15 protein-coding genes are annotated in these 12362 nt (G+C 71.6%); 9 read left to right on the top strand and 6 right to left on the bottom strand.

Annotation, left to right across the window (positions count from 1 at the left end; all coding sequences use genetic code 11):
* Nucleotides 1-58 precede the first annotated feature (58 nt).
* From ASC82_RS15135 to ASC82_RS15100, 8 genes are all read left to right on the top strand, one after another.
* Nucleotides 59-460, top strand: coding sequence for a helix-turn-helix domain-containing protein (locus ASC82_RS15135; protein WP_079039276.1), 402 nt, complete (start codon nucleotides 59-61; stop codon nucleotides 458-460).
* Nucleotides 461-552: 92 nt separating this feature from the next.
* Nucleotides 553-1722, top strand: coding sequence for an alginate lyase family protein (locus ASC82_RS15130; RefSeq protein ID WP_056648570.1), 1170 nt, complete (start codon nucleotides 553-555; stop codon nucleotides 1720-1722).
* 20 nt (nucleotides 1723-1742) lie between these two features.
* The gene (locus ASC82_RS15125; protein ID WP_056647382.1) at nucleotides 1743-2138 is read left to right on the top strand and encodes a PPOX class F420-dependent oxidoreductase; all 396 of its coding nucleotides are present in this window, start codon (nucleotides 1743-1745) and stop codon (nucleotides 2136-2138) included.
* 106 nt (nucleotides 2139-2244) lie between these two features.
* Nucleotides 2245-3573 (top strand): hypothetical protein, encoded by a 1329-nt coding sequence (locus ASC82_RS15120; RefSeq protein ID WP_056647381.1) that lies wholly within the window; start codon nucleotides 2245-2247, stop codon nucleotides 3571-3573.
* Nucleotides 3574-3788: 215 nt separating this feature from the next.
* Nucleotides 3789-4631: a nitrilase-related carbon-nitrogen hydrolase gene (locus tag ASC82_RS15115; protein ID WP_056647379.1), complete on the top strand. Its 843-nt coding sequence runs from the start codon at nucleotides 3789-3791 to the stop codon at nucleotides 4629-4631.
* Entirely contained in the window at nucleotides 4628-5908 is a 1281-nt protein-coding gene (locus ASC82_RS15110; protein WP_056647376.1) for an aspartate aminotransferase family protein, read from the top strand. Before ASC82_RS15115 ends, ASC82_RS15110 begins: the two co-directional genes overlap by 4 nt.
* Nucleotides 5909-5936: 28 nt before the next feature.
* Nucleotides 5937-7340: a dihydropyrimidinase gene (gene hydA / locus ASC82_RS15105; RefSeq protein WP_056647375.1), complete on the top strand. Its 1404-nt coding sequence runs from the start codon at nucleotides 5937-5939 to the stop codon at nucleotides 7338-7340.
* A 23-nt stretch (nucleotides 7341-7363) separates the two neighbouring features.
* Nucleotides 7364-8377 (top strand): TIGR03842 family LLM class F420-dependent oxidoreductase, encoded by a 1014-nt coding sequence (locus tag ASC82_RS15100; protein ID WP_056647372.1) that lies wholly within the window; start codon nucleotides 7364-7366, stop codon nucleotides 8375-8377.
* A 108-nt stretch (nucleotides 8378-8485) separates the two neighbouring features.
* Here ASC82_RS15100 and ASC82_RS15095 read toward each other — a convergent pair whose 3' ends face one another.
* From ASC82_RS15095 to ASC82_RS15075, 5 genes are all read right to left on the bottom strand, one after another.
* Nucleotides 8486-8971: a flavin reductase family protein gene (locus ASC82_RS15095; RefSeq protein WP_056647367.1), complete on the bottom strand. Its 486-nt coding sequence runs from the start codon at nucleotides 8969-8971 to the stop codon at nucleotides 8486-8488.
* A gap of 2 nt (nucleotides 8972-8973) precedes the next feature.
* On the bottom strand, nucleotides 8974-10023 hold the full coding sequence (locus tag ASC82_RS15090) for an iron-containing redox enzyme family protein (RefSeq protein WP_056647364.1): 1050 nt from the start codon (nucleotides 10021-10023) through the stop codon (nucleotides 8974-8976).
* On the bottom strand, nucleotides 10020-10220 hold the full coding sequence (locus ASC82_RS15085; protein WP_056647361.1) for a CDGSH iron-sulfur domain-containing protein: 201 nt from the start codon (nucleotides 10218-10220) through the stop codon (nucleotides 10020-10022). The genes ASC82_RS15090 and ASC82_RS15085 overlap by 4 nt, the downstream gene beginning before the upstream one ends.
* 58 nt (nucleotides 10221-10278) lie before the next feature.
* Nucleotides 10279-10965 (bottom strand): HemK2/MTQ2 family protein methyltransferase, encoded by a 687-nt coding sequence (locus tag ASC82_RS15080; protein WP_242427659.1) that lies wholly within the window; start codon nucleotides 10963-10965, stop codon nucleotides 10279-10281.
* 144 nt (nucleotides 10966-11109) lie between these two features.
* On the bottom strand, nucleotides 11110-11598 hold the full coding sequence (locus ASC82_RS15075; RefSeq protein ID WP_056647358.1) for a DUF1877 family protein: 489 nt from the start codon (nucleotides 11596-11598) through the stop codon (nucleotides 11110-11112).
* A 127-nt stretch (nucleotides 11599-11725) separates the two neighbouring features.
* Between ASC82_RS15075 and ASC82_RS15070 the strand changes: the two genes are divergently transcribed.
* On the top strand, nucleotides 11726-11881 hold the full coding sequence (locus ASC82_RS15070; protein ID WP_056647355.1) for a hypothetical protein: 156 nt from the start codon (nucleotides 11726-11728) through the stop codon (nucleotides 11879-11881).
* Between the two features lie 39 nt (nucleotides 11882-11920).
* Here ASC82_RS15070 and ASC82_RS15065 read toward each other — a convergent pair whose 3' ends face one another.
* On the bottom strand, nucleotides 11921-12274 hold the full coding sequence (locus ASC82_RS15065; RefSeq protein ID WP_056647352.1) for a PRC-barrel domain-containing protein: 354 nt from the start codon (nucleotides 12272-12274) through the stop codon (nucleotides 11921-11923).
* Between the last annotated feature and the right edge of the window lie 88 nt (nucleotides 12275-12362).

Here is a 12362-nt window from a genome sequence, read left to right as displayed (position 1 = left end):
CGGACCGTAGAACGGGGGTCCCTGGTTACTTCAACGGTACTGGGCTAGCGTCGACGGCATGATCGAGCAGTCGTCCCCGCAGCCGCTGAACCAGTCCCTCTTCGACGACCCCGACTGCGGCGGAAGCGCCGCCCGACCCATCCGCGTCGGCGGCAAGTGGACGGCGATGGTGCTGCGTTGCCTGGAGGACGGGACACCCCGGCGCTTCACCGAACTGCGCATCCCGCTGCACTGGATCACCCCCAAGGTCCTCACCGAGACCCTCCGCGCCATGGAGCGCGACGGCTTCCTCACCCGCACCGTCCACGACGAGAACCCGCCCCGCGTCGAGTACGCCCTCACCGCCCTCGGCCGGTCCCTCATCGAGCCGCTCGACACGGCCTGCGACTGGGCCCGCGCCCACGCTCCCGCCATCACCGAGGCCCGCGCCTCGTACGAGCAGGCCGGCCCCGTGGCGTAGTACCGGATGCGGGTCCGGACGGCCTGGGCGACCGTGGACCCGTGCACCTTCGTCAGACGCGCTTCCTCGCCGCCCTCCTGGGCCCGCTGCTGCTGCTCGGCGCGGCGGCCTGCGGCGCCGACGACCCGGCCGCCGGGGCCGTCGACCCGCCCCGGTCCGTGGCGCCGGAGAAGTTCCGGCACCCCGGGGTCCTCGTCGGCGGCGCCCAGCTGGCGGCGGTACGCAGCCGCGTCGCCGCGGGGGAGGAGCCCTGGGCATCCGCGTACAAGGCGATGGGCGAGAGCGCGTACGCGGCCCTCGACTACACCCCCCACCCCGCGAAGGTCGTCGCCTGCGCGTCCAACGCCGGGACCGACGCCTGCGTCGCCGAACGCGAGGACGCCATCGCCGCCTACACGCACGCCCTCATGTGGTCGGTGTCCGGCGAGGCCGCGCACGCCGACAAGGCCGTCGAGATCATGGACGCCTGGTCGAAGACGGTGAAGGAGCACACCCGCGACGACGCCGACCTGCAGACCGCCTGGTCCGGCTCCTCCTGGGCGCGCGCCGCCGAGATCGTGCACGCCGGATACCCGGCCTGGGGTGCGCCCGCCGTCCAGCGGTTCAAGTGGATGCTGCGCAAGGCCTACCTGCCCGACGTCACCTCCCAAGTGCCCGACTTCAACGGCAATTGGGAGCTGGCGATGACCGACGCCGCCATCGGCATGGCGGTCTTCCTGGAGGACCGCGCGGTCTTCGAGGAAGCGGTACGGCGCTACCGGGCCCGCGTCCCCGCGTACTTCTACCTCTCCTCCGACGGCGCCCTGCCGAAGGCCCCGCCCGGCGGCACCATCGACACCGCCGACGAGCTGGCCACGTACTGGTTCGGGCAGCGCACCTACGCCGACGGGCTCGGACAGGAGACCTGCCGGAACTTCATGCACATCGGGTACTCGCTGGCCGCCACCGCCCACATCGCCGAGACCGCCTGGCACCAGGGCCTCGACCTCTACGGCGAGGAGGCCGAACGGCTGGGCGCCGCACTGGAGTTCCACGCCCGCTACCAGCTCGGCGAGACCCCGCCGAAGTGGCTCTGCGGCGGGAAGGTCGAGCGGACCATGGGCCCGGACGTCGAGGTCGCGCTCAACCACCTCGAAGGCCGGATGGGCATGAAGCTCCCGCAGACCGAGAAGCTCGCCCGGAGCCAGCGGCCGAGCGGCACCGACGACCTCTTCGTCGCCTGGGAGACCCTCACCCACGCCGCCAACCCGACCCCCGCCTGACACCCCCTAGGCTCCGGAGCATGATTCCCGAGGAACTGCGGCGCGGCCGCTACGTCAGCCTGACCACCTTCCGCAAGAACGGCACGGGGGTCGCGACGCCCGTCTGGTACGCGGTGGAGGGCTCCGAGCTGTACGCCTGGACCCGCACCGACTCCTGGAAGGTCAAGCGGCTGCGGAACGACCCGCGGGTCGAGGTCGCCGTCTGCGACCTGCGCGGCAACGTCCCCGAGGGCGCCACGCGCCACCCCGGACAGGGCCGGCTGGTCGAGGGAGAGGAGCTGCGCCGCATCCGGAGCCTGCTCTCGCGCAAGTACACCTGGCAGTACTGGCTCACCGACGTCCCGGCCATGATCGTCCGGCTCGGCAAGCGCCCGCACACCGGAATCGTCGTCCGCTTCGGTGCGTCCGAGGAGTGAGGCGACGCCCGCCCGAAAACGGACCGTAGTCGTCCCGTAACACGACTGCGGTCCAATACCCGCGGACCGAAAGGTTCCAGTCGACGGCGGGGCAGGTGCGGATCGCATGACGGTGTATCAACTCCCGGTGGAAGTCACGGCCTTCGCGCGCTGGCTGACGGAGCTCGCGGGCCGTCTCCGGCCGGACGCCGGCTGGTACGGGGTCTTCGCCGCACGCGACCCGGAAGGGCTGCGCGCCTGCTTCGACGGCGCGGAGATCCTGCCCTGGGACGTCGTCGAGTCACTGCTCCAGGACGCCGGGGAGCCCGCCGACGGCCCGCTCGCCGACCGGGCCCGCGCGCTGTACGCGGCGGCGGCCGCCGCCCACGACCGCCGCCCCGGAGGCGCCGGCGCGCTCGCCGAACGCCGGGACCTGATGGAGCGGGAACGCCGGTACGCCGAGTCGCGCGCCCGCGAGCTGGGGGAGCGGCTCCGCGCCGCCACGGGGGAGGCGGAGGCGGCCGGCCTGGAGAGCGACCTCGCCTGGATCCGGGACGACCACGCCAGGGCCGCGGCCCGCGTCACCGAACTCACCACGCGCCTGGGCCGCGTCGAAGGGCACGCGAGGGCGGAGCAGGTGCCGGTCGCCGCCCCGGCATGGGCCCAGGATCACGCTGAGGCTCCCGCCCGGACACCGGCTCCCGTACGGTCCCCGGCCCCGGCCGCCGCCGCCCGGCCCGCGAAGACCCGCCCCCGTGGCGCCCGGTATGCCTGGCTGGAGGAGAGCGCCGAGGAGCGGGCGCCGGTGGCCGTTCCCGTACTGCCGACCGGGGGAGCGGCGCCCCGGGGCGCCAGGTTCGGCGGCGGTGGCGACAGCGCCGAGGCGGCCGGCCCGGCCCGGGTCGCCGAGGCGGCGGACCCCGCGGAGGCCGCCCGCGCAGCGGCCAACGCGGTCTACGCCCTCCAGCGGCTGCGCGCCCAGGGCCGCAGCGGCGAGGCGCACGTCCTGCTCTGCGAAGCGCTCAACGGCCCGCCGGACCGGCTGCCCGCCCTCGCGGCGGAGCTGCACCGGGCCGGCCTCGGCGCCGACTGGTCCACCCTGCTCTGGGAGGCGGCCTCGCTGCCGCCCGGCCGGCTCGCCGCCGTCGCCGGGGTCCTCGCCGACGGGGGCCGGGCCGCCGACTGCGACCAGCTCCTCCGCCAGGGCGTGGCCCGCCCCGTGGAGGAGCTCGCCGGGGCGTGCGCCGCCCTGCACGCCGAGGACCACCACCGCGAGGCGCACGCGCTGCTCACCGCCTTCGTCCGGGTCCGGGCCCCCGAGGACGCCGCCCGCCTCGCGGGCGCGGACCCGCGCGGTCTCGTCCCCCAGCTCCTCGATGCGGCCCGCGCGGTCTCCGACGCGCGCGAGCGCGACCTCCTCCACGCCCTCCGCGTGGCGGGCCTCGCGGGGGCCTGAGGCCCCTCCGGCAGCCCTGTCCCGGGCACGTGTCGCTACTTGCGGGTACGTGTCGGTACGTGTCCGACGTGGACCACTCGGGTATGAAACATGATCGACGCCGCCGCTTCGCGACGGTGGTCTTGCTCCGGGGTGTGACGGGGCTTACGTTCTCCTCCTACGCCCCGTGTCTACGGGCGTAGAGGCTCTCTGACGCCGTGCCGAAGGAGCAGCTCATGACCGACGTCGTACGCGCCGCGCTCGTCCAGGCGACCTGGACCGGCGACACCGAATCCATGATCGCCAAACACGAGGAGCACGCCCGGGAGGCCGCCCGGCAGGGTGCCAAGGTGATCGGGTTCCAGGAGGTGTTCAACGCCCCCTACTTCTGTCAGGTCCAGGAGCCCGAGCACTACCGCTGGGCCGAACCCGTCCCCGACGGCCCCACCGTCCGGCGGATGTGCGACCTCGCCCGGGAGACCGGGATGGTGATCGTCGTCCCCGTCTTCGAGGTCGAGGGCGAGGGCTTCTACTACAACACCGCCGCCGTCATCGACGCCGACGGCACCTACCTCGGCAAGTACCGCAAGCACCACATCCCGCAGGTCAAGGGCTTCTGGGAGAAGTACTACTTCCGCCCGGGCAACGCCGGCTGGCCGGTCTTCGACACGGCGGTCGGCAGGGTCGGCGTCTACATCTGCTACGACCGCCACTTCCCCGAGGGCTGGCGCCAACTGGGCCTCAACGGCGCACAGTTGGTCTACAACCCCTCGGCCACCTCGCGCGGCCTGTCCTCCTACCTCTGGCAGCTGGAGCAGCCCGCGGCCGCCGTCGCCAACGAGTACTTCGTCGCCGCGATCAACCGCGTCGGCCAGGAGGAGTACGGCGACAACGACTTCTACGGCACCAGCTACTTCGTCGACCCGCGCGGACAGTTCGTCGGCGAGGTCGCCTCCGACAAGAGCGAGGAACTCGTCGTCCGCGACCTCGACTTCGGCCTCATCGAGCAGGTGCGGCAGCAGTGGGCCTTCTACCGGGACCGCCGCCCCGACGCGTACGACGGGCTGGTGCAGCCGTGAGCAGTCTGTACGACCGGCACAAGGCCGTCATCCCCGACTGGGTCGCCCTCTACTACCGCGACCCCATCGAGATCACCCACGGCGAGGGCCGCCACGTCTGGGACGCCGACGGGCGCAAGTACCTCGACTTCTTCGGCGGCATCCTCACCACGATGACCGCCCACGCCCTGCCCGAGGTCACCAAGGCCGTCGCCGAGCAGGCCGGGCGGATCATCCACTCCTCGACGCTCTACCTCAACCGGCCCATGGTGGAGCTCGCCGAGCGGATCGCCGGCCTCTCCGGCATCCCCGACGCCCGCGTCTTCTTCACCACCTCCGGCACCGAGGCCAACGACACGGCCCTGCTCCTGGCCACCGCGTACCGCCGCTCGAACCAGATCCTGGCGATGCGCAACAGCTACCACGGCCGCTCCTTCACGACCGTCGGCATCACCGGCAACCGCTCCTGGTCGCCCACCGGCCTCTCCCCGCTCCAGACGCTGTACGTGCACGGCGGCGTCCGCAACCGCGGCCCCTACGCCCAGTACACCGACGAGCGGTTCTTCGAGGCCTGCGTCGCCGACCTCGAAGACCTCCTCGGCCACACCCGGGACGTCGCCGCCCTCATCGCCGAGCCCGTCCAGGGCGTCGGCGGCTTCACCTCCCCGCCGGACGGCCTGTACGCCGCCTTCCGGCGCGTCCTCGACCGGCACGGCATCCTCTGGATCGCCGACGAGGTGCAGACCGGCTGGGGCCGCACCGGCGACCACTTCTGGGGCTGGCAGGCCCACGGCCAGGCCGGACCGCCCGACATCCTCACCTTCGCGAAGGGCATCGGGAACGGCATGTCCGTCGGCGGGGTCGTCGCCCGCGCCGAGATCATGAACTGCCTCGACGCCAACTCCATCTCCACCTTCGGCGGTTCACCGGTCACCATGGCCGCGGGCCTCGCCAACCTCTCCTACCTCCTGGAGCACGACCTCCAGGGCAACGCCCGCCGCGTCGGCGGCCTCCTCATCGAACGCGTGCGGGCCGCCGCCGCCGGAGTGGAAGCCGTACGGGAGGTGCGCGGCCGCGGCCTGATGATCGGCATCGAACTCACCGAGCCCGGCACCGACCGCGCCAACCCGGACGCGGCCTCCGCCGTCCTGGAGGCGGCCCGGGAGAACGGCCTGCTCATCGGCAAGGGCGGCGGACACAACACCAGCGCCCTACGGATCGCCCCGCCGCTCTCGCTCACCGTCGCCGAGGCCGAGGAAGGCGCCGCGATCCTCGAAGAGGCCCTCAGAGCCCTGTAGTTCACCCTTACTCACGCAGGAGAGTCCCGTGAGCACCCGTACCCTCATCCGGGGCGGTCTCGTCGTCACCGCCGCAGACGAGATCCACGCCGACGTGCTGATCGAGGACGGCCGGATCGCCGCCCTCGCCGCCCACGGCTCGGACGTGGCCGCCGGCTGGACCGCCGACCGGACCATCGACGCCACCGACCGCTACGTGCTGCCCGGCGGCGTCGACGCCCACACCCATATGGAGCTGCCCTTCGGTGGCACCGCAGCCTCCGACACCTTCGAGACCGGCACCCGCGCCGCCGCCTGGGGCGGCACCACCACGATCGTCGACTTCGCCGTCCAGACCGTCGGGCAGAGCCTGCGCGAGGGACTCGACACCTGGTACGCCAAGGCCGACGGCAACTGCGCGATCGACTACGGCTTCCACATGATCCTCTCCGACGTCAACGAGCACACGCTCAAGGAGATGGACCGGCTCGTCCAGGAGGGCGTGAGCTCGTTCAAGCTCTTCATGGCGTACCCGGGGGTCTTCTACTCGGACGACGGCCGGATCCTGCGGGCGATGCAGCGCTCCGCCGACAACGGCGGGCTGATCATGATGCACGCCGAGAACGGCATCGCCATCGACGTCCTCGTCGAGCAGGCCCTGGCCCGCGGGGAGACCGACCCGCGCTACCACGGGGAGGTCCGCAAGGTCCTCCTGGAGGCCGAGGCCACCCACCGCGCGATCCAGCTCGCCCGGGTCGCCGGGGCGCCCCTCTACGTCGTCCACGTCTCCGCCGAGGAGGCGGTCGCCGAGATCGCCGCCGCCCGCGACAAGGGGCTGCCCGTCTTCGGCGAGACCTGCCCCCAGTACCTCTTCCTCTCCACCGACAACCTCGCGGAGCCCGACTTCGAGGGCGCCAAGTACGTCTGCTCCACGCCGCTCCGCCCCAAGGAGCACCAGGCGGCGCTCTGGCGCGGGCTGCGGACCAACGACCTCCAGGTGGTCTCCACCGACCACTGCCCCTTCTGCTTCACGGGACAGAAGGACCTGGGCCGCGGCGACTTCTCCAAGATCCCCAACGGCCTGCCCGGGGTGGAGAACCGCATGGACCTCCTCCACCAGGCGGTCGTCGAGGGGCACATCTCCCGGCGCCGCTGGATCGAGATCGCCTGCGCGACCCCGGCCCGGATGTTCGGCCTCTACCCGCAGAAGGGCACGATCGCGCCCGGGGCGGACGCCGACGTCGTCATCTACGACCCGAACGCCCGCCAGACGCTCTCCGCGGCCACCCACCACATGAACGTCGACTACTCCGCGTACGAGGGGAAGGCGATCACCGGCCAGGTGGAGACCGTCCTCTCGCGCGGCGAACTCGTCATCGACCAGCGGAAGTTCACCGGCCGCGCCGGACACGGCGCCTTCACTCCCCGCTCCACCTGTCAGTACCTGAACTGAACCCCGAACCAGGAGGTCCCCGCGTGGACTTCGGACTCGTCCTGCAGACCGACCCGCCCGCCTCGCAGGTCGTCGGACTGATGCGCCGGGCGGAGCGGAACGGCTTCCGCTACGGCTGGACCTTCGACTCCGCCGTGCTGTGGCAGGAACCCTTCGTCATCTACAGCCAGATCCTCGCCAACACCACCAAGCTGCACGTCGGCACGATGGTGACCAACCCCGGCACCCGCACCTGGGAGGTCACTGCCTCCACCTTCGCGACCCTCAACGACATGTACGGCAACCGGACCGTCTGCGGCATCGGTCGCGGCGACTCCGCGATGCGCGTGGCCGGCCGCAAACCCAACACCCTCGCCCGCCTCGGCGAGGCCATCGACGTCATCCGCGACCTCGCCGAGGGCCGCGAGGCGCAGGTCGACGGCAACCCGATCCACATCCCGTGGATCAAGAACGGCAAGCTGCCCGTCTGGATGGCCGCCTACGGCCCCAGGGCCCTCGCCCTGGCCGGAGAGAAGGCCGACGGCTTCATCCTCCAGCTCGCCGACCCGTTCCTGACGGAGTGGATGGTCAAGGCGGTGCGGCAGGCCGCCCAGGACGCGGGCCGTGACCCCGACGCCCTCACCATCTGCGTCGCCGCCCCCGCGTACGTCACGGCGGACGACTCGCCCGAGGCCCTGGCGCACGCCCGCGACCAGTGCCGCTGGTTCGGCGGCATGGTCGGCAACCACGTCGCCGACCTGGTGTCCAAGTACGGCGAGCACTCCTCCATGGTCCCCGAGGAGCTCACCGCGTACATCAAGGACCGGCAGGGCTACGACTACTCCCACCACGGCCGCGCCGACAACCCCGACACCGCCTTCGTCCCCGACGAGATCGTCGACCGCTTCTGCCTCCTGGGCCCCGCCGAGGCCCACATCGAGAAGCTCCGCCACCTCAAGAGCCTGGGCGTCGACCAGTTCGCCGTCTACGACATGCACGACAACAGGGAGGGCACGATCGACGCCTACGGCTCCGACATCATCCCGTTGTTCCGCTGAGCGGTGCCCGGAGAGTTGTTGGGACGGGCGTGGCCAGGGCCGGTCGTAGTGTCGGCCCGGGCCTCGATCGTGGCCTTCGGGAGCGGGCTTCGGCAAGGCATCGTGATCTCAGGCCGGGTGTCCCGGTGAGAGGTCCGCGACGTCGCTGAATCGGAGCAGGGGCGGCCTTACGGGGCCGGGCGGGCTCTGCGCGACGGGGGCCAGCAGGAAGCCCACGTGGTCTCCTCCGTCGACGGTTCCCCGTACCCGGCCCACGAGCCAGGCGCAGGAGTCCTCCAATACCGGCGCTCCGCCCTCTCCCGGTCGCCAGGCCACCCGGCCGAACTTGTCGATGTCGTCGCCGGTCCGCCCTCCGAACAGCTCGGCGACCTGCGTCTGGTCGCGGCGCAGGGCATGGACGGCGAGGTGGGACGCGCGGCTTGCGATGCGATAGGTGCGGTTGGCGGTGGAGAGCCACACCATGAACCGGGGCGGGTCGATCGAGCACTGTGACGCGAAGCCCACCAGACAGCCGCCCTGCTCGCCGTCGGCCGCCGCCGTGACGGCGTACATCGGGAAGTCCAGTACGTCGGTGAAGCCGTCGAGGCCGGCCACGGTCAGCTCCTCGGGGTCGCGGGCGGGGTCGGGGATGGGGGCAGGGGGCTGCGGAGAGCGGAGTGCCCTGCCGACCACGCTGCGCGAATGTGGGCTCCGAGCCGGTTCTCCAGCAGGACCGTCGCCGCACACCCGAAGGCGATGTCCGCCTCCAGTTCGGGCTCGTCGGCGAGGAGACCGCCGATGACCTCACGCCGTACGACCTGTTCGTGGACGGCGTCCGCTTCGACGTGCTCGTCGTAGAAGCGTTCGGCGGCGGGCCCCGCACCACAGCGCCGCATGGCGTTGGCGAGCCTTCGGGCGCCGGGCGGGGAGGTGACCTCGACGCAGGCGAAGTGGCCGACCAGCGCGCCGCGCAGAGCCCGGTGCAGTCCGAAGAGGGACATGAGGTTGACGGTGGCGAGCAGCTCGGCGGGCGCGTGGTCCAGGTAGTGGCCGTAGGCCGGGTCGAGGCCGAGGTCGGTCATGAGGGCGGCGAAGAGCCGGGCGTGAATGCGTTCGGGGTGACCAGCGCCGAATTCGTCGTACTCGACAGCCACCATCGCGGCCTTGGCCCGGCCGGTCAGCCGCGGGATGACCCAGGCATGCGGGTCCGCCTCTTTGAGGTGGTACAGGGAGCGCAGAGCCGCGTACTCGCGCAACTGCCACAGCTCGCCTTCGCTTTCCAGATGGTGGCTGACGCTGTCGGCCGGATCCACCTGCTCGACGAGGAGCGGGGCGAAGGCCTCCTCGACGGTTCGGGGCGCACCGGCGAGCGCGGTACGCAGCGCGTGGAGGAACAGGGTTTCCGCCTCCCGTCGCAGACGCAGCAGGTCCGGGTCCCATTCGCGTGCGTCGTCGACGCCTTCGAAGCCTCGGTAGTGGAGTTCGTACAGCAGGTACAGCGCGAGCTGGAGGTCCTCCCCCCAGGGATCCGCTCTTCGGATGCTGGCCTCGGTGTACGCGGGCGGCCGGCCGGCGCGAAGAGCCCTCTCCACGGCGCCCGACAGGTCACCCCGCGCTGCGACGAGGCGGGGGCCGGATTCCGTGACGCTCGTGCTGGGCGGGGTCATGTGAGGCTCCTGTCCTGGGACGGCGCTACGGCTCGTTCCCGGCGGCGGTGGCTCGTGTCGCACCAGGGATACGCATGGCTGCGGCGACACGTGCACAGCGCGACCACGAACCGATCGGATCGGGCGAGGGTCCCGTCGTCCAGCACCACCTCCACCGGGCCCTCGATCAGGATCGGGCCCTGCGGGTCGATGGCCACCCGGCGTGCGGGGCACGATGGGGGCGAGGGGGTAGGGGTGGCCGGCGGGGTCACGCCGTCAGGGGTGCTCGGCACGGATGATCACCAGCTCTTCGCGCTCGTCGCCGTCGTCCGCGAGGCCCTGCTTCCGCAGCCAGGTCCGCCGCGCACGCAGTACCGGACCCCAGGGGACGGAGGCCCGTGCCGTCACCTCGGCGGAGAGGCCGCCCGCTTCCAGACGGGCCACGGTGGCCGGTGGACCGCACATCCCGGAGTGCACCATCAGCAGGACGCCACCGGGTCGCAGCAAGGCCGGCGCGCACGCGCAGACGCGGTCGATGACCGCCCGCCCGTCGGGGCCCGCGTCCCAGGCACGGGCGGCGCCGCGCGCCGACGGCCGGGGCTGTGCCGAGGGCACGTAGGGAGGGTTGGTGAGGACGACGTCGAAGCGTCGGCCCCGGGTCCGGGCAGCGAAGTCGCCGTGCGTCACTCTCAGTGGCAGTCGCTGCCGGAAGGCGTTCAGGCAGGTCGCGATGACCGCGGGCCACGAGACGTCGACGGCTTCGACCCGGGCCCCGGTACGCGCCGCGGCCAGCGCGAGAGCACCCGTTCCGGTGCCGATGTCCAGCACGTCGGTGTCCGCGTCCACCCGTTCGCGGGAGAGGGCCTCCGCGAGGAGCCACGTGTCGGCCTGCGGGCGGTACACGCCGGGCAGGGCGATGAGCCGCCTGGGAAGCGTGCCGAAGGCCAGACCCGTACTTGGCACCGGGGCTCCTTCCAGCCGGAACACGGCTCCATTGTGGCGCGAGGCCGCCTCGTCCGCCGCTCGACGCATCCGGGCGACCGGGCCGCGGGACGGCAGGCTGTGGCGAGAGGCGGCAGAGGAAGGGGTTGTCGGTGCCCGGAGGCGTCAGGAATACGCGACCTTCACCACGGCATCACCGTTCGAGGCGGCTGCCGCGTAGAAGGAGGCGACGTCACGGAGTACGGTCGCCAGGTAGCGCGCGAACCTCTCCTCGATGTCGCTTCCGTACACCGATTCCATCGCGGCCAGACTCTCGTTCACCTGACGCCACGGATCGACTGCTCCGAGGTGCTCCGCCACCCCGCGTACGTCCTCAGGCGCCAGAACGACCAGGACCTCTGTTTCGGTGCGCCCCAGCAGTGCGCCTCCGAGGACGGGCTGATATCCGGCATCGCGGGTGTCCTCCGCCCCTCCCGTGAATGCCGCATGCACGACATCCCACTCCTTGGAGAGGTCGAGAAGAAGCCCGGTGCCATGCGCCGCCGCGAACCGCCCTTCGTCGGACTTCAGAGGAATTTCCGCTAGAACGCTCTCGGCATTCATGGCCTCCAGTTCCCTGGGCCGGAATCGAAAAAGCCTGATGACGAGGCTCATGGAACTCTCACTCTCGGACCTGCCGGCCGTACGACTCGCATGATCCGGAGGATAGGGGGCAGCCGCCGTGGTGTCGGGCCCCGTGTGGCGGACTGCCGGCGGGCCCGGAGGCAACGGAGGTGCCGCCATGGTTCCCGTCCTTCTCGTCCTTCTCGTCATTCTGGTGCTGTTCGGTGCGGGGTTCGCGCTCGAGGTGCTCTGGTACGTCGCGATCGCCGTACTCGTGCTGTGGCTGCTCGGCTTCCTGATGCGGAGTGGTGGCGGTCGTTGGTACCGGTGGTGAGCGGAGCGGGCGCTCTCGGTGACCGAGGGAGCGCCCGTCCTACATGTGCGGCCGGCCGTAGTACGTGGCGAACTGCTCCAGGTACGTGGGCTCGTCGCCGTACTTGGCCGCGTCGAATTCGGGGGCGTCCTTGATCTGGTCCTTCGTCCGGTCGACGTGGACCTTCTTCTCGGCGGTGTCGATCAGCTTGATGGTCCCGGCCGGAAGCAGCACGTGCTTGCCGAAGATCCACACCCCGGTGTCGACGACCAGATGGGAGGAGCCCACCTCCTCTGAGTGCTTGTCGATCTTCCCGATGGGGCCGTCGGTCGCCTCGACCTTGTAGCCGATGAGGTCGATCCCCTGCTGGTATCCGGCGCTCGGGTGGTAGTCCCAGATGTTGACGTCGCTCACGGCGATACACCCCTCCGGTGTGCGATCACGACCGCGGTCCGTCCCCGGGCGTGGTCATCGCGAGGTGGTTGCCCTTTCTTTCCATGCT

The sequence above is a fragment of the Streptomyces sp. Root431 genome (genome assembly GCF_001426585.1).
GTDB classification, from domain to species: Bacteria; Actinomycetota; Actinomycetes; order Streptomycetales; family Streptomycetaceae; genus Streptomyces; species Streptomyces stackebrandtii.
The sequence above is the reverse complement of the archived record's forward strand: the minus strand, read 5'-3'. Positions and strand labels throughout refer to the sequence as shown.

What these genes read in the sequence shown, in the direction of transcription:
- ASC82_RS15090 (WP_056647364.1), bottom strand. Translation starts at nt 10,023, where the DNA reads ATGACCCCGCCCAGCACGAGCGTCACGGAATCCGGCCCCCGCCTCGTC.
- ASC82_RS15120 (WP_056647381.1), top strand. Translation starts at nt 2,245, where the DNA reads ATGACGGTGTATCAACTCCCGGTGGAAGTCACGGCCTTCGCGCGCTGG.
- ASC82_RS15075 (WP_056647358.1), bottom strand. Translation starts at nt 11,598, where the DNA reads ATGAGCCTCGTCATCAGGCTTTTTCGATTCCGGCCCAGGGAACTGGAG.
- ASC82_RS15125 (WP_056647382.1), top strand. Translation starts at nt 1,743, where the DNA reads ATGATTCCCGAGGAACTGCGGCGCGGCCGCTACGTCAGCCTGACCACC.
- ASC82_RS15115 (WP_056647379.1), top strand. Translation starts at nt 3,789, where the DNA reads ATGACCGACGTCGTACGCGCCGCGCTCGTCCAGGCGACCTGGACCGGC.
- ASC82_RS15070 (WP_056647355.1), top strand. Translation starts at nt 11,726, where the DNA reads ATGGTTCCCGTCCTTCTCGTCCTTCTCGTCATTCTGGTGCTGTTCGGT.
- ASC82_RS15135 (WP_079039276.1), top strand. Translation starts at nt 59, where the DNA reads ATGATCGAGCAGTCGTCCCCGCAGCCGCTGAACCAGTCCCTCTTCGAC.